At 50.3% G+C, this 15,906-nt stretch carries 16 protein-coding genes and 1 riboswitch; all 16 genes read left to right on the plus strand.

Annotated features, from left to right (window positions below):
* Positions 1-83 precede the first annotated feature (83 nt).
* Positions 84-1,004 (plus strand): aspartate carbamoyltransferase catalytic subunit, encoded by a 921-nt coding sequence (locus TRNA_RS30260; protein WP_003181618.1) that lies wholly within the window; start codon positions 84-86, stop codon positions 1,002-1,004.
* On the plus strand, positions 988-2,274 hold the full coding sequence (locus TRNA_RS30265) for a dihydroorotase (protein WP_003181620.1): 1,287 nt from the start codon (positions 988-990) through the stop codon (positions 2,272-2,274). The genes TRNA_RS30260 and TRNA_RS30265 overlap by 17 nt, the downstream gene beginning before the upstream one ends.
* On the plus strand, positions 2,271-3,365 hold the full coding sequence (locus TRNA_RS30270) for a carbamoyl phosphate synthase small subunit (protein ID WP_003181622.1): 1,095 nt from the start codon (positions 2,271-2,273) through the stop codon (positions 3,363-3,365). Before TRNA_RS30265 ends, TRNA_RS30270 begins: the two co-directional genes overlap by 4 nt.
* The gene (gene carB / locus TRNA_RS30275; RefSeq protein WP_009328541.1) at positions 3,350-6,562 is read left to right on the plus strand and encodes a carbamoyl-phosphate synthase large subunit; all 3,213 of its coding nucleotides are present in this window, start codon (positions 3,350-3,352) and stop codon (positions 6,560-6,562) included. The genes TRNA_RS30270 and carB overlap by 16 nt, the downstream gene beginning before the upstream one ends.
* A complete protein-coding gene (locus tag TRNA_RS30280) occupies positions 6,559-7,329 on the plus strand; it encodes a dihydroorotate dehydrogenase electron transfer subunit (protein WP_003181626.1) in 771 nt (256 codons plus the stop codon). The genes carB and TRNA_RS30280 overlap by 4 nt, the downstream gene beginning before the upstream one ends.
* The gene (locus TRNA_RS30285) at positions 7,329-8,264 is read left to right on the plus strand and encodes a dihydroorotate dehydrogenase (RefSeq protein ID WP_011197965.1); all 936 of its coding nucleotides are present in this window, start codon (positions 7,329-7,331) and stop codon (positions 8,262-8,264) included. Before TRNA_RS30280 ends, TRNA_RS30285 begins: the two co-directional genes overlap by 1 nt.
* Complete coding sequence (gene pyrF, locus TRNA_RS30290) at positions 8,233-8,952, plus strand: orotidine-5'-phosphate decarboxylase (protein WP_003181630.1); 720 nt, start codon at positions 8,233-8,235, stop codon at positions 8,950-8,952. Before TRNA_RS30285 ends, pyrF begins: the two co-directional genes overlap by 32 nt.
* Positions 8,949-9,578 (plus strand): orotate phosphoribosyltransferase, encoded by a 630-nt coding sequence (gene pyrE, locus TRNA_RS30295; RefSeq protein ID WP_003181632.1) that lies wholly within the window; start codon positions 8,949-8,951, stop codon positions 9,576-9,578. The genes pyrF and pyrE overlap by 4 nt, the downstream gene beginning before the upstream one ends.
* A 162-nt stretch (positions 9,579-9,740) precedes the next feature.
* Positions 9,741-9,847, plus strand: a riboswitch (SAM riboswitch).
* A gap of 103 nt (positions 9,848-9,950) precedes the next feature.
* Positions 9,951-10,067: a YezD family protein gene (locus tag TRNA_RS43245; RefSeq protein WP_369878884.1), complete on the plus strand. Its 117-nt coding sequence runs from the start codon at positions 9,951-9,953 to the stop codon at positions 10,065-10,067.
* An 87-nt stretch (positions 10,068-10,154) separates the two neighbouring features.
* Complete coding sequence (locus TRNA_RS30300; protein ID WP_011197966.1) at positions 10,155-10,856, plus strand: phosphoadenylyl-sulfate reductase; 702 nt, start codon at positions 10,155-10,157, stop codon at positions 10,854-10,856.
* A gap of 11 nt (positions 10,857-10,867) precedes the next feature.
* Complete coding sequence (locus TRNA_RS30305; RefSeq protein WP_011197967.1) at positions 10,868-11,932, plus strand: inorganic phosphate transporter; 1,065 nt, start codon at positions 10,868-10,870, stop codon at positions 11,930-11,932.
* Positions 11,933-11,957: 25 nt separating this feature from the next.
* Positions 11,958-13,094, plus strand: a complete 1,137-nt coding sequence (sat, locus tag TRNA_RS30310; protein WP_009328537.1) for a sulfate adenylyltransferase — start codon at positions 11,958-11,960, stop codon at positions 13,092-13,094.
* 13 nt (positions 13,095-13,107) lie between these two features.
* On the plus strand, positions 13,108-13,701 hold the full coding sequence (gene cysC / locus TRNA_RS30315) for an adenylyl-sulfate kinase (RefSeq protein WP_003181642.1): 594 nt from the start codon (positions 13,108-13,110) through the stop codon (positions 13,699-13,701).
* Between the two features lie 151 nt (positions 13,702-13,852).
* Entirely contained in the window at positions 13,853-14,626 is a 774-nt protein-coding gene (gene cobA / locus TRNA_RS30320; protein WP_003181644.1) for a uroporphyrinogen-III C-methyltransferase, read from the plus strand.
* A 1-nt stretch (position 14,627) separates the two neighbouring features.
* Positions 14,628-15,413 carry a sirohydrochlorin chelatase gene (locus TRNA_RS30325; RefSeq protein WP_003181646.1) on the plus strand — a complete coding sequence of 262 codons (786 nt, stop codon included), beginning with the start codon at positions 14,628-14,630 and terminating at the stop codon, positions 15,411-15,413.
* Entirely contained in the window at positions 15,394-15,888 is a 495-nt protein-coding gene (locus tag TRNA_RS30330) for a precorrin-2 dehydrogenase/sirohydrochlorin ferrochelatase family protein (RefSeq protein WP_003181648.1), read from the plus strand. Before TRNA_RS30325 ends, TRNA_RS30330 begins: the two co-directional genes overlap by 20 nt.
* Positions 15,889-15,906 lie beyond the last annotated feature (18 nt).

The following is a 15,906-nucleotide window of genomic DNA, read 5'->3' on the forward strand; positions in this document are numbered from 1 at the left end:
AGCGCATTCTCTGATTCACTGTACCCCAAGCCGTTATGGCCTGGGGTTTTTTTACGGGAAATTAAGCCTGAGGGGGAGAAAAAATGAAACACTTGACCGCAATGAATGAGCTTAGTCTTGAGGATATTCACGAGCTGATTGAAGAGGCGAGAGAGCTGAAAAAAGGCAAGTCCGATTCCGTTCTCTCCGGAAAGTTCGCTGCCAACCTGTTTTTTGAACCGAGCACAAGAACGCGCTTCAGCTTCGAAGTGGCTGAAAAGAAACTCGGCATGAATGTGTTGAACCTGGACGGTGTTTCAACGAGCGTACAAAAAGGAGAATCGTTGTACGATACCGTCAAGACCCTCGAATCCATCGGCGCTGATGTATGTGTGATCAGACACTCTCATGATCATTATTACGATGAACTCATCGGACATGTCGGCATTCCGGTGATCAATGCCGGAGACGGCTGCGGTCAGCATCCCACTCAGTCTTTGCTCGATTTGATGACGATTCACGAGGAATGGGGCAGATTTGCCGGACTGACGGTATCCATACACGGAGATATCAAGCACAGCAGAGTGGCAAGGTCCAATGCCGAAGTGCTGACAAGACTCGGAGCAAAGGTTCTTTTCTCAGGTCCAGACGAATGGCGGGATGAAGACAATCCATACGGGACATATGTGTCGCCTGACGAAGCGGTTGCACATTCGGATGTCGTGATGCTTCTCCGGATTCAGCACGAACGGCATGAGAAAAAGGCGGCAGAACGCGATTATCTCGAAACATTCGGATTGTCGCTCAAGCGGGCGGAGCTCTTGAAAAAAGACGCGGTCATCATGCACCCCGCACCTGTCAACCGAGGCGTCGAGATTGACAGTGCACTGGTCGAATCCGGCCGGTCGAGGATTTTTAAACAAATGGAAAACGGAGTATATATCAGAATGGCGGTTTTAAAAAGAGCGCTTCTAAACGGCGAAAACAAAAAAAGGGGAGATCAGGCTTATGTCTTATTTAATTAAAAACGGCTTCATGCTCGACGAAAAAGGCGAAAAAGTACAGCGCGATATCAGGGTTGAAGGCGATGCAATCAGCGAGATCGGAAGCCTTGAGGCCGCTTCGGGGGAAACGGTCATCGATGCGGATGGACTTTTCGTCTCGCCAGGGCTTGTTGACCTTCACGTTCACTTCAGAGAGCCGGGCGGCGAGAAGAAAGAAACGATCGAAACAGGTGCAAAAGCCGCAGCGAGAGGCGGGTTTACAACTGTCGCCGCAATGCCGAATACCCGGCCTGTCCCCGATACGAAAGAGCAGATGGAGTGGCTTGTCAACCGCATTGACGAAACGGCATCAGTGAGAGTGCTGCCGTATGCTTCAATCACCATCAGGCAAACAGGTCGGGAAATGACCGATTTCGAAGGGCTGAAAGACGCCGGCGCGTTCGCGTTTACCGATGACGGCGTCGGCGTTCAAACGGCGGGGATGATGTATGAAGCGATGAAAAAAGCGGCTTCGATTAATAAAGCGATCGTCGCTCACTGTGAAGACAATTCACTGATCTACGGCGGCAGTGTACACGATGGGGAATTTGCCAAAGCCAACGGTTTAAACGGGATTCCTTCGGTGTGCGAAGCGGTTCACATCGCAAGGGATGTGCTTCTTGCCGAAGCGGCAGGCTGCCATTACCACGTCTGTCATATCAGCACGAAGGAATCGGTCAGGGTCGTCCGCGACGCCAAAAAAGCGGGAATCCGCGTGACGGCGGAAGTGACGCCGCACCATCTGCTCCTTTCAGACAGCGACATTCCCGGCCTTGATACGAATTATAAAATGAATCCGCCGCTTAGAAGTCCGGAAGACAGGGAAGCGCTCCTTGAGGGGCTTAGAGACGGAACAATTGATTTTATCGCAACGGATCATGCCCCGCATACAGAAGAAGAAAAACAACAGACAATGAGCCTTGCGCCTTTTGGAATTGTCGGCTTGGAGACGGCTTTTCCGCTCCTTTACACGCACTTTGTCAAAACAGGCAAATGGACGCTGAAACAGCTGCACGATTATATGACGGTCAAACCTTGCGAGGCGTTCGGGCTGCCGTACGGGAAGCTTGAAGCCGGACGGTCCGCGGATATTACGCTCATTGATCTTGAACGCGAAGAAAAAATTGATAAAAGCACCTTTCTTTCTAAAGGGAAAAACACGCCGTTTGACGGCATCAGCTGCTTCGGCTGGCCGGCTATGACAATGGCAAAGGGAAAACTCGTTTACCAAGAGGGGAGACTTGTAAAATGAAAAGACGTCTTATATTAGAAAACGGAACGATTTTTGAAGGGGAAGCATTCGGCAGCCTGGAAAACACCATGGGAGAAGTCGTCTTCAACACGGGGATGACAGGCTATCAGGAAATCCTCTCAGACCCGTCATACTGCGGACAAATTGTCACCCTGACCTACCCTTTGATCGGGAACTACGGGATCAACAGAGACGACTTTGAATCCATCACCCCTTATGTAAAAGGGTTTATCGTAAAGGAATTATGTCAACTTCCATCAAACTGGCGCTCTGCTTATACACTTGATGAATATTTAAAAATGAAAAACATCCCGGGACTCTCAGGGATAGACACGAGAAAGCTGACAAGAATGATCAGAACGGCAGGTACGCTGAAAGGGGTATTTGCCGGCCCTGAAGAAGATGCTGGGGCTTTGGTTCAAAAGCTGAAAGAAACGAACCTTCCGACCGATCAGGTCAGCCAAGTATCAACAAAAACGGCATATCCGAGCCCTGGGAGAGGGAAGCGAATCGTGCTCGTCGATTTCGGAATGAAACACGGCATCTTAAGGGAGCTGAACAAGCGCAAATGCGATGTGATCGTCGTTCCCCACAATATAACGGCAGAAGAAGTGATGCAGCTGAAGCCTGACGGCGTAATGCTGTCAAACGGACCCGGAGATCCAACGGACGTACCGGAAGCGATTGCGATGATCCAAAACATTCTCGGCAAGGTTCCGCTGTTCGGCATCTGTCTCGGCCATCAGCTGTTTGCCCTCGCCTGTGGAGCAAAGACGGAGAAAATGAAGTTCGGACACCGCGGTTCCAACCATCCGGTTAAAGAGCTTGAAACCGGCAGAGTATCAATTACGGCTCAAAACCACGGCTATACCGTATCGTCTGTTGAAAACACGCCGCTTGAAGTGACCCATGTGGCGATAAACGACGACACAATCGAAGGGCTTAAACATAAACACGAACCGGCTTTTACGGTTCAATACCATCCTGAAGCTTCACCGGGGCCGGAAGACGCAAACCATTTATTTGATCAATTTTTAGACATGATTGAAACCACAGAGAAAGAAGGGGAAGCGGTATGCCTAAACGCGTAGATATCAAAAAGATTTTGGTGATCGGATCGGGGCCGATTATTATCGGGCAGGCGGCGGAATTTGATTATGCAGGCACACAGGCCTGCCTCGCTTTAAAAGAAGAAGGCTATGAAGTTATTCTCGTCAACTCGAATCCGGCGACGATCATGACGGATACGGAAATGGCCGACCGCGTGTATATCGAACCGCTGACGCTTGAATTCTTAACACGGATCATCCGCAAAGAGCGGCCGGACGCCATATTGCCGACATTGGGCGGGCAGACGGGCCTCAACTTGGCGGTCGAACTGTCAGAGCACGGCATCTTGGCTGAGTGCGGCGTCGAAGTGCTCGGCACGAAATTGTCGGCGATCCAAAAAGCGGAGGACCGCGATTTGTTCAGAAGCTTGATGAATGAGTTGAATGAGCCTGTTCCGGAAAGCGAGATCATCCACTCGCTCGGCGAAGCGCGCGAGTTTGTCGAGCGCATCGGTTTCCCCGTCATCGTCAGGCCGGCATACACGCTTGGCGGAACAGGCGGAGGCATCTGCTCAAACGAAGACGAGCTGAAGGAAATCGTTGAAAACGGCTTAAAAATGAGCCCGGTTCATCAATGCCTGCTTGAAAAGAGCATCGCCGGCTACAAAGAAATCGAGTATGAAGTCATGAGAGACTCGAGCGACCATGCGATCGTCGTCTGCAATATGGAAAACATCGATCCGGTCGGGATTCATACCGGGGACAGCATCGTTGTAGCACCGAGCCAAACGCTGAGCGACCGCGAATACCAAATGCTTCGCAATGTCTCGCTGAAAATCATCCGCGCGCTTGAAATCGAAGGCGGCTGTAATGTTCAGCTGGCGCTTGACCCGGACAGCTTTCAGTACTACATCATCGAGGTTAACCCGCGGGTCAGCCGTTCTTCTGCGCTTGCCTCAAAAGCGACGGGCTATCCAATCGCAAAGCTTGCCGCAAAAATCGCTGTCGGTTTGTCTCTTGACGAAATGATGAATCCTGTTACAGGAAAAACGTACGCGTCTTTCGAACCTGCACTCGACTATGTTGTGTCAAAAATACCGCGCTGGCCGTTTGACAAATTTGAATCAGCAAACCGCAGGCTCGGCACGCAGATGAAAGCGACAGGCGAAGTGATGGCGATCGGAAGAACGTGGGAGGAATCTCTCCTGAAAGCGGTCCGTTCTCTTGAAGCGGATGTCTACCATCTGGAACTGAAAGATGCCGGTGAGATCTCGAATGAAGTGCTTGAAAAACGGATTAAAAAAGCGGGAGACGAACGGCTCTTTTACCTGGCCGAAGCGTTCAGAAGAGGATACACAGTCAGCGACCTCCACGAATTTTCGGCAATTGACCTGTTCTTCCTCCACAAGCTTGAGGGAATCATCCGCTTTGAAGAGAAGCTGAAAGCCGGACGCGGCGACCTCGGCCTTTTAAAAGAAGCGAAAGAGCTCGGCTTTTCAGACCGCTTTATCAGCCTTCTCTGGGAGATGCCTGAACGAAAGCTTTATGATCTTAGAAAAGAAGCAGGCATCACGCCTGTTTATAAAATGGTTGATACATGCGCGGCCGAATTTGAATCGGAGACGCCGTATTTCTACAGCACGTATGAAGAAGAAAACGAATCGGTCAGAACGGACAAAAACAGCGTCATCGTTCTTGGCTCCGGTCCGATCCGGATCGGCCAGGGGGTCGAATTCGACTATGCGACCGTGCATTCGGTCTGGGCGATTAAAGAAGCCGGCTATGAAGCCATTATTATCAACAACAATCCTGAGACGGTTTCAACAGACTTCAGCATATCCGACAAGCTCTACTTTGAGCCGCTTACTGTTGAAGATGTCATGCATATCATCGATTTGGAGCAGCCGAAAGGCGTCGTCGTTCAGTTTGGCGGACAGACTGCGATCAACCTTGCCGACGAGCTCGCAGAAAGGGGCGTCGCCATTCTCGGAACATCCCTTGAAGATTTGGACCGCGCCGAGGACCGCGACAAGTTCGAACAGACGCTTGAAATGCTGCAGGTACCCCAGCCGCTTGGAAAAACGGCGACATCTGTGGAAGGCGCCGTTGAAATCGCAGCCAATATCGGCTATCCGGTGCTTGTCCGCCCATCGTATGTACTCGGCGGACGTGCGATGGAGATCGTCTACCATGAAGCAGAGCTTCTCCATTATATGGAAAATGCAGTAAAAATCAATCCGCAGCACCCTGTCCTGATCGATAAATATTTGACCGGAAAAGAAATAGAAGTGGATGCCATTTCTGACGGTGAAACGGTCGTCATTCCGGGGATTATGGAGCACATCGAACGGGCGGGCGTCCACTCGGGGGATTCGATTGCCGTTTACCCGCCGCAATCCCTTTCAGAGGACATCAAGAAAAAGCTTGAAGCATACACGATTAAGCTAGCAAAGGGCTTAAACATCGTCGGCCTGCTCAACATTCAGTTTGTCCTTTCAAAAGATGAGGTTTACGTCCTTGAAGTCAACCCGAGATCGAGCCGAACGGTGCCGTTTCTCAGCAAAATCACCGGCATTCCGATGGCCAATCTCGCAACAAAGGTGATTCTCGGAGGGAAGCTTGCCGATATGGGCTATACAGAAGGCCTCCAAAAAGAGCAGGAAGGCGTATATGTGAAAGTGCCGGTCTTCTCGTTTGCGAAGCTTAGAAGAGTGGATATCACGCTCGGACCGGAAATGAAATCGACCGGGGAAGTCATGGGCAAAGACAGCACATTGGAAAAAGCGCTATATAAAGGACTGATCGCTTCAGGCATTCAAATTCCGAACTACGGCTCTGTTCTCCTGACAGTTGCTGATAAAGATAAAGAGGAAGGGCTGTTGATCGCCAAGCGGTTCCATGCGATCGGCTATAAAATCTTGGCTACGGAAGGAACGGCAGGCTATTTAAGAGATGCATCCGTACCTGTTAAAACCGTCGGGAAAATCGGCGAAGAAGGTACAAATCTCCTTGATGTCATTCGAAACGGGGAGGCGCAGTTCGTCGTCAATACGCTGACAAAAGGGAAGCAGCCGGCAAGGGACGGCTTCAGAATCAGACGCGAATCCGTTGAAAACGGCGTTGCCTGCCTGACATCCCTTGATACGGCGGAAGCGATTTTGCGGGTGCTTGAAAGCATGAGCTTCCGCGCCGATCATATGCCGGCGATTAAAATCGCCCAAAAGGCGGCCGTCAGATGAGAAAAGGGTATATGACAGTCCGTTCAAACAAGTGCATCGCGGATCATATTTATCAAATGGTGCTTGAAGGGGAGATTGCCGAAGTTTGCGGCGCTCCCGGCCAGTTCCTTCACATCAAGGTCTCAGACTCCCTCACGCCGCTTTTGAGGCGGCCGATCAGCATCGCTGATATCAACAAAGCCGCCCGGCAGGTGACCATCATCTTTCGCAAAGATGGGGAAGGAACGAGACTCCTTTCTTTAAAACAGGAAGGAGATCAGCTCGATGTTCTCGGTCCGCTCGGCAACGGTTTTCCGGCTGAATCGCTTGAACAGGGGAAAACGGCTCTTCTCGTCGGAGGAGGGATCGGTGTTCCGCCGCTTTACGAGCTGAGCAAACAGCTGACAAACAGAGGGGTGCACGCGATCCATGTGTTAGGATTTGCTTCTGCAAAAGATGTCTTTTACGAACAGGAATTCAGCCGTTTCGGCCGGGTGTATGTGGCAACCGCAGACGGCACCCGCGGTTCAAAGGGATTTGTTACAGATGTCATTGAAAACGAGGGGCTTCAGTTTGACTGCATAATGGCCTGCGGACCGACGCCGATGCTGAAAGCTTTAAAACAGCGCTATCCGGATAAAGAGGTATATCTGTCAATGGAGGAGCGCATGGGATGCGGGATCGGCGCTTGCTTTGCCTGTGTCTGCCATACGGAAGAAAGCGAAACGTCTTATGTGAAGGTATGCCTTGACGGTCCTGTTTTCAAAGCCCAGGAGGTGCTGTTATGATGCTTGAAATCAATTTGCCGGGCCTTCAATTGAAAAATCCGATCATGCCGGCCTCAGGCTGCTTCGGATTCGGGAGAGAATTTGCGAACTTTTACGATCTTTCGCGTCTCGGTGCGATCATGATTAAAGCGACGACGAGCGAGCCGCGCTTCGGGAATCCGACGCCGCGCGTCGCCGAGACGCAAGCCGGCATGCTTAATGCCATCGGCCTGCAAAATCCGGGTTTAAAGGCTGTCATGGAACGCGAATTGCCGTGGCTCGAACAGTTCGATACACCGATTATCGCCAATGTCGCCGGCTCGCAGATCGAGGATTATGTTGAGGTGGCTGAAGAAATCAGCAAAGCGCCAAACGTTCATGCGCTCGAGCTGAATATTTCCTGTCCCAATGTGAAAACCGGAGGCATCGCCTTCGGCACGCAGCCGGAAATGGCCGGCGAGCTGACGAAAGCGGTGAAAGAGGTTGCGAGCGTCCCCGTCTATGTGAAGCTGTCGCCGAACGTCGCGAACATTACCGACATCGCTCTTGCCATAGAAGAAGCGGGAGCGGACGGTTTGACGATGATCAACACGCTGATCGGGATGCGGCTCGACTTAAAAACGGGAAAGCCGATTTTGGCGAACAAAACCGGCGGATTATCAGGACCTGCCGTTAAACCGGTGGCCATCAGAATGGTGCATGAAGTCAGCCAAAAGGTCAGCATTCCGATCATCGGCATGGGCGGCGTCCAGTCAGCCGAAGATGTGCTTGAGTTTTTGCTGGCGGGTGCGAGCGCAGTCGCCGTCGGCACGGCAAACTTCGTTAATCCGTTTGCTTGTCCCGACATCATCGACGATTTGCCGCGCGTTTTAGAAAAATACGGATACCGTTCGTTGAACGAGTGTATCGGAAGGAGCTGGAAGGATGAACAATACGCCGCCCATCATCGCGCTTGATTTTGCATCAGCACAGGAAACATATGCGTTTTTGGACCGGTTTCAAGGAGAAGAGCTGTTCGTTAAGGTGGGCATGGAGCTTTTTTATCAGGAAGGACCTGCCATCCTTGAAAATCTGCAGGAGCGCGGCTGCCGCATTTTCCTCGATCTAAAGTGCCACGACATTCCAACGACCGTATACAAGGCGATGAAAAGGCTGGCGGGATTTGGCGTCAGTCTTGTCAATGTGCACGCAGCAGGCGGAAAGCAAATGATGGAGTCGGCGCTTGAAGGCCTTGAAGCGGGGACTCCGGCAGGCCAAAAACGCCCTTCATTAATTGCCGTGACTCAGCTGACAAGCACGTCCTCAGAAATGCTTCAGCGTGAGCTCCTGATTGAAACGCCGCTTCTCGATACAGTTGTCCACTACAGCCGGCTGGCTGAAGAAAGCGGTCTTGACGGCGTCGTCTGCTCCGTTCATGAAGCCGAACACATTTACCGGGCTGTGTCTGTAGATTTTCTGACCGTGACACCCGGAATTCGCATGGCAGATGACAAAAACAACGACCAGGTCCGGGTGGCGACGCCTGGCTACGCAAGGGAAAAAGGCGTGTCGGCGATCGTTGTCGGCCGTTCGATTACCCAGGCGGAAGATCCTGTGTCAGCCTACAGAAGAATAGGACATGAGTGGGAGGGAACCAAGGCATGAAAACAGACATTGCAAACCATTTATTAAAAATCAAAGCGGTTTTCCTGCGCCCGAACGAACCGTTTACATGGGCGAGCGGCATTCTGTCGCCCATCTACTGCGACAACCGTTTGACGCTTTCATATCCGGAAGTAAGAGATGATATCGCTTCAGGGCTTGCCGGACTGATTCAAGACAAATTTCCCGGAGCCGAGATGATCGCCGGTACAGCGACCGCGGGAATCCCTCATGCCGCGCTTGCCGCTGACAGGCTGAGCCTGCCGATGTGCTACGTCAGAAGCAAACCGAAGGCGCACGGCAAAGGAAACCAAATTGAAGGGGCCGTTGTAAAAGGACAGAAAGTCGTTGTGATCGAAGATTTAATTTCAACGGGAGGAAGCGTTCTTGAAGCCGCCGCCGCCCTCACAGAGGCGGGATGTGAAGTGCTCGGCGTCGCCGCCATTTTCACTTACGGGCTTCCAAAAGCCGCCGCCGCCTTCAGCGAAGCAGGCGTTGAATACCACACGCTGACTGATTACGATACGCTGACCGAGGCTGCGCTTGCCGGTGGATATATTACTGAACAGGATGCCGCCAAACTGAAAGAATGGAAAGCGGATCCTGAAAGCAAGTCTTGGATGAACTGATGATCAAAGCCGTATTCTCCAAATGGGAGAACGGCTTTTTTGCGCCTTTTTGCCGTTTTTAAAATAGTAAAATCGGATTATTTTTATTTTTTATTAATCCTATAAAAAAAGTCGGGTTGACTTTTATTCGAATTGTGCTAAAATTTTAAAATAACAAAAGCAAACTTATCAAGAGCGGTGGAGGGACTGGTCCGATGAAACCCGGCAACCTGCGTGTGAAGCGTAAGGTGCTACTTCCAGCAAAATGCCCTCATTTTGAGAGATAAGGAATAGCGGAGTTCCTCGTCTTTCTTTCAAAATTGGAAGAAAGATTTTAATTTTTTAGGGGCAGAGGAGGAGCTAGAAGTGAAGACAGATGAACAGCTTGAAAAGGTGATCATCAAAATGAAAGACATGCTGAAAGACATGAATTACGGATCGATCACATTCGTTGTTCAGGACGGCAAAGTCATTCAAATCGAAAAAAATGAAAAAATAAGATTGAAATAGCTGACTAGACAAACTAGAGGCGGTTTTCACAGTTTTTTTTTCTGCTGGAAGCCGTTTTTTTGTTGGCGAAAAAAGGGGGAACCGAAAATTTTTACTTACAGCACATGGGAGGAACCAAACATCTCTTTTCAGGAAGATGACTCTTATAAAGGAGCGCTGTCCGTCCTGAAATGGGCGTACGGACATTACGGGGATCAGCTCGTATACGCGTGCAGCTTCGGAATTGAGGGGATCGTCCTGATCGATTTGATTTATAAGGTGAAAAAAGATGCAGTTATCGTTTTTCTTGATACAGGGCTTCATTTTAAAGAAACGTATGAAACGATCGACGCCGTCAAAGAACGATATCCAGGCCTTCAGATTATCATGAAAAAACCGGAGCTTACCGTCGAAGAGCAGGCGAAAGAATATGGGGACGAACTATGGAAGACCGCTCCGAATTCCTGCTGCGAAATGAGGAAGGTCATCCCTCTCCGCGAGACGCTTTCAGGCTACCCGGCGTGGCTGTCTGGTCTGCGCCGCGAGCAATCGCCCGGACGGAGCAAAACGAATTTTTTGAACAAAGATGAAAAATTCAAGTCTATCAAAGTTTGTCCGCTCATTCATTGGACGTGGAAGGATATTTGGAGATATGTGACAAAGCACGATCTCCCATACAATCCGCTTCATGATCAAGGCTATCCGAGCATCGGCTGCGCTCCGTGCACCTCTCCGGCCTTTACAATGGATGATCTTCGATCCGGCCGCTGGAACGGATCGGCTAAAACAGAATGCGGATTACACGAGTAAGGAGATGAGTCATGGAACTTGCCGCCATTTTATTTAGCATGTTTTTTGCGATGAATATCGGAGCGAGCGGTGCAGCTGCTTCAATGGGGATCGCCTATGGATCTGAAGCTGTCAAAAAGAAGTTTCACGCCCTCCTGATCTGTGCAGCGGGCGTTCTCTCGGGCGCTGTCATCGGCGGAGGAAACGTCGTGAAAACGATCAGTTCAGGCATCATTCCCGAACGGGTGATTTCGCTTGAAATCGTCTGCATTATTATCGGATCAGCGGCGCTGTCGCTCTTTATCGCAAATGTACTCGGCATTCCGCTTTCGACAAGTGAAGTGACAGTCGGATCTGTTGTCGGAGTAGGTGTCGCATACCAGGTTTTGTATGTCAAATCTTTGCTTGTCATCGTCTCATTTTGGGTCATTGTACCAATCGTCGCTTTTGCATTTACATTTGCGATGGCAAAAATCATGAAAAAAACGATCAAACGTCCAGCCTCGGGAAAAAAAGCAAAGGTTTTGGCGGTCATTCTATTGATCACAGGGTTTTTTGAAGCCTTCTCAGCGGGCATGAACAATGTCGCAAACGCTGTCGGACCTCTGGTGGCGGCGCATGTTTTGACAGTCGGGGAAGGAACGCTCTACGGCGGGCTGTTTGTCGCGCTGGGCGCCCTTTTACTGGGCAGGCGCGTTCTTGAAACAAACGGCAAAAAGATTACGAGGTTTTCAAAAGGAGAGGGAATCATCCTTTCCGGAACGGGGGCCGGGCTTGTCATTACCAGTTCAATTTTCGGTTTACCGGTTCCGCTTGCGCAAGTCACATCATCTTCTATTATAGGGATGGGAATGGCAAAAAACGGCGGCAACGTCTTTCATAAACAAGTGGTCAAAACGATGCTGAAAGTATGGGTCGTCTCGCCGTTCCTTTCATTAAGCCTATCTTATATGCTGGTCAGCCTTTTATTAAAAGGAGACTACTACGCTCTTATTGTTGTCACAAGCGTTCTGCTGGCATCTGTCGGAACGATCAGCCTGATGAGAGCGGTCAAAAAAGAGCACAGCTCCGTCCATGAACAAGGCGGAGGAATTTAAACACAAAGTAGGGGGAAACAAGTTTATGAGTTTAGCACCACACGGCGGTGTATTGGTTAACCGCGTCAATGAAGCATACGATTTTCAACATATCGCACATGAAATTGAGCTTGATGTAATGGCTTTTTCAGATTTGGAGCTGATCGGAATCGGTGCGTACAGCCCGCTCCAAGGCTTTATGACAGAGAAAGACTATCTGTCCGTTTTCGAAAATATGAGACTATCAAGCGGCGAAGTATGGACGCTTCCGATCACTCTGCCTGTTGACGAGCAAAAAGCTTTAAGCTTAAAAGCGGGTGACACCGTCCGCCTTACCTATAATGGGGAAACCTACGGCGTCATTGAGATCGAAGATATCTATACGCCGGACAAGAAAACGGAAGCCGTCAATATCTATAAAACCGACGAACTCGAACATCCGGGCGTCAAAAAATTGTTTGACCGCGGCAGCGTTTATGTGGGCGGGCCGATCACGCTCATTAAGCGGAGTGTAAAACAATTCCCGGCGCACACATTCGAACCTCTTGAAACAAGAAAAAAATTCGCGGAACTCGGCTGGAAAACGATCGTCGGATTCCAGACGAGAAATCCGGTTCACAGAGCGCACGAATACATTCAAAAAACGGCGCTCGAGACGGTAGACGGCCTTTTCCTCAATCCGCTCGTCGGGGAAACAAAATCAGACGATATTCCGGCTGATGTCCGCATGGAAAGCTATCAGGTGCTGCTTGACGGCTACTATCCGAAAGACCGCGTCTTCCTCGGCGTTTTTCCGGCGGCGATGCGCTATGCGGGGCCGAAGGAAGCGATCTTCCATGCCCTTGTGAGAAAGAACTACGGATGCACGCACTTTATCGTCGGAAGAGACCATGCCGGAGTCGGCGATTACTACGGCACATATGAAGCGCAGGAGCTGTTCGATCAGTTCGCGCCGGAAGAAATCGGCATTACGCCGCTGAAATTCGAACACAGCTTCTACTGCAATGTCTGCGGTTCAATGGCTACGGCGAAAACGTGCCCTCACGGCAAAGAACATCATGTCATTTTATCCGGCACAAAGGTGAGGGCGATGCTGAGAAGCGGCGAGTTCCCGCCGAGCACATTCAGCCGTCCCGAAGTTATTCAAACATTAATCAAAGGCTTAGCGGCCGGGGTTTCTTAAGGGGGAGCATCTCTTGGTAAATAAAGATATTGTCTGGCATGAAGCGTCCATTACAAAACGGGAATATCATGAGAAAAATCAACATAAAAGCTCAATCATTTGGCTGACGGGCTTAAGCGGTTCAGGAAAATCAACGATTGCCAACGCCGCTGCGCGTGAGTTGTTTGCACAAGGCTACCAGGTCACGGTGCTTGACGGCGACAACGTCAGGCACGGGCTGAACAAGGACCTCGGGTTTTCCGATGAAGACCGGAAGGAAAACATCCGCCGGATCGGCGAGGTTGCGAAGCTCTTTGTCGAACAGGGGACGATCGTCATTACGGCGTTCATTTCTCCTTTTAAAGAAGATCGCGGGCTTGTCAGACAGCTTGTCGAGGAAGATGAGTTTCACGAAGTCTATGTGAAATGCGATTTGGCGACGTGTGAAGAGCGCGACCCGAAAGGCTTGTACAAAAAAGCGAGAAACGGAGAAATTCCATTTTTCACAGGGATCGATTCGCCTTATGAAGAGCCTGAAACGCCTGAGCTTGTTCTTGATACAGGCGCACATAACCGGGAAGAGTGCAAAAACCAGCTCGTCCAATACGTGAAAGATCAAACGAAATAAAATGCGGGTGAATAGGAAAGTGCGGCGCATGCACTTTCCTATTTCATAAAGAAAACGTTTGGTTTTTGTGATATTTTCAGGCACCAAACGCTTTCTTTATGATTTATAATGAATTGAAGAAGACGTTGATCAGATCGGGGGGAGATCTAAGATGGGGAAAGTATATATCGTTGGGGCAGGTCCTGGAGACCCCGATTTACTGACGATCAAAGCTTTAAAAGCCATCCAGACAGCCGATGTCATTTTGTATGACAGGCTTGTGAATAAACAGATTTTACAGCACGCCAAGGAGGGAGCGGATCTCATCTACTGCGGAAAGCTTCCGGACTACCACATGATGAAGCAGGAAACGATCAATCATTTTCTCGTCAAGTATGCGAAAAAAGGGAAAACCGTTGTCAGACTGAAAGGCGGCGATCCTTTCGTATTCGGCAGAGGCGGCGAGGAAGCGCAAACCCTCGCTGAGCACGGGGTTGCTTTTGAAATCGTGCCGGGAATCACCTCGGGAATAGCTGCCGCTGCTTATGCGGGCATTCCGGTGACACACCGGGAAGCGAGTTCAAACGTTGCTTTCGTGACAGGCCATTATCAAAAAGAAGAAAACTTTGAAGAGAAGTGGAAAGCGTTAGCCACAGGGATCGATACGCTTGTCATTTATATGGGGATTAAAAACGTGAAGCAAATTGAAAGGCTTCTGATCGAAAACGGCAGAGACCCGTCAACGCCAGCCGCTTTCATCCATTGGGGAACGACAGACAAACAAAAAACGGTGCTTTGCACGGTTGAAACGCTTGCCGGTACAGTCGAAAGCGAAAAGATTGAAAACCCGAGCCTGATTGTCATCGGGGATGTCGTTCAATTCAGCTCGCAGTTAAGCTGGTTTGAACCTGAGCTGAAAGATCCGGCATTAAGCGAGGCGCTTTAATATGAAACAAGCGATTTTATATATCGGCCATGGAAGCCGTCTGAAAAGAGCCCAAACAGAAGCAGCCGCTTTTTTGGAGAGCTGCAAAGAAAACATGTCCGCCCCCATTCAGGAAATATCTTTTTTGGAATTGGCGGCACCGGATATCGAAACCGGCTTTAAAGCGTGTGTGGAAAAGGGGGCGACGCATATCGCGGCCGTGCCGCTTCTCCTCTTGACAGCCGCACATGCCAAAAGGGACATCCCTGAAGAGCTTGCCCGTGCTTCCTCACAGTACCCTTCCGTCAGCGTCGCTTACGGAAAGCCGATCGGCGTCGATCAGGAAGTCGTCAAAGCGGTTTTTACAAGGATCGAAGAAACGGGGACGCCATATGAACATGCAAGAGTCGTGTTGATCGGAAGGGGAAGCTCTGATCCGGATGTCAAACGGGATGTTTATGATATTTGCGAACGGCTGAGAGACCTCACACCAGTGGATGAGGTCATTCCCTGCTTTATGACAGCCTGTGAGCCGCACTACCTGGATGTGTTTAAACAGCTTAAAGAACGGGACGGAAAAACGACATTCATCGTTCCGTATCTGCTGTTCACCGGTATGCTGATGAACGAGATTGAAAGGGAAACCGCAAAGCTGAAAGAAACGAATCCGAATGTCGTGCTGACGGATTACCTCGGCTTCCACCCCCATGTAAAAAACGCCTTTTTGCACCGCGTAGAGGAAGCGGTTATCAACAAAGCCGGCCGCTTTGATTTTACAGGAGCATCAGATGCTGCCGCTGCACATTAACATGAAAGGCAAAGCCGCAGTCATTGCGGGCGGGGGGAAGATTGCGGCGCGGCGGCTGAAAACGGTGCTGGCAGAAGGTGCATCCGCGACCGTCATCAGCCCTGAAGCATCAGAAGAGATGCTCGGATTGATTAACGAACACGGCATCGAATGGAAGAAGAAAAAGGCGGAACCCGGTGATTTCAAGAATGCATTTCTGATCATTCTTGCGACCGATGACCATGAGGCAAACAAGCGTCTCGCCGCATCGGCAGCTCCTGAGCAGCTCGTCAATGTTGCGAGTGAAGCGGAGCTGGGAAATGTATATGTTCCAAAAATAATCAACAGAGGAAACATAACCATATCCGTCTCAACAAACGGAGCCAGCCCGCGCCACACGATCAGGCTGGCCGGACAGATCGATGATTTGATCGATGATGAGCTCGTCCAAGAGATCGACGAGCTTTTCCGAAAAAGAAGAGGCCTGAACCCTTGAGGTTCAGGCTTTTGGCAT

It is taken from the genome of Bacillus licheniformis DSM 13 = ATCC 14580, from assembly GCF_000011645.1.
GTDB classification, from domain to species: Bacteria; Bacillota; Bacilli; order Bacillales; family Bacillaceae; genus Bacillus; species Bacillus licheniformis.

Coding starts and splice junctions, on each gene's coding strand:
- TRNA_RS30260 (WP_003181618.1), top strand. CDS start 84: ATGAAACACTTGACCGCAATGAATGAGCTTAGTCTTGAGGATATTCAC.
- TRNA_RS30265 (WP_003181620.1), top strand. CDS start 988: ATGTCTTATTTAATTAAAAACGGCTTCATGCTCGACGAAAAAGGCGAA.
- TRNA_RS30270 (WP_003181622.1), top strand. CDS start 2,271: ATGAAAAGACGTCTTATATTAGAAAACGGAACGATTTTTGAAGGGGAA.
- carB (WP_009328541.1), top strand. CDS start 3,350: ATGCCTAAACGCGTAGATATCAAAAAGATTTTGGTGATCGGATCGGGG.
- TRNA_RS30280 (WP_003181626.1), top strand. CDS start 6,559: ATGAGAAAAGGGTATATGACAGTCCGTTCAAACAAGTGCATCGCGGAT.
- TRNA_RS30285 (WP_011197965.1), top strand. CDS start 7,329: ATGCTTGAAATCAATTTGCCGGGCCTTCAATTGAAAAATCCGATCATG.
- pyrF (WP_003181630.1), top strand. CDS start 8,233: ATGAACAATACGCCGCCCATCATCGCGCTTGATTTTGCATCAGCACAG.
- pyrE (WP_003181632.1), top strand. CDS start 8,949: ATGAAAACAGACATTGCAAACCATTTATTAAAAATCAAAGCGGTTTTC.
- TRNA_RS30305 (WP_011197967.1), top strand. CDS start 10,868: ATGGAACTTGCCGCCATTTTATTTAGCATGTTTTTTGCGATGAATATC.
- sat (WP_009328537.1), top strand. CDS start 11,958: ATGAGTTTAGCACCACACGGCGGTGTATTGGTTAACCGCGTCAATGAA.
- cobA (WP_003181644.1), top strand. CDS start 13,853: ATGGGGAAAGTATATATCGTTGGGGCAGGTCCTGGAGACCCCGATTTA.
- TRNA_RS30325 (WP_003181646.1), top strand. CDS start 14,628: ATGAAACAAGCGATTTTATATATCGGCCATGGAAGCCGTCTGAAAAGA.
- TRNA_RS30330 (WP_003181648.1), top strand. CDS start 15,394: ATGCTGCCGCTGCACATTAACATGAAAGGCAAAGCCGCAGTCATTGCG.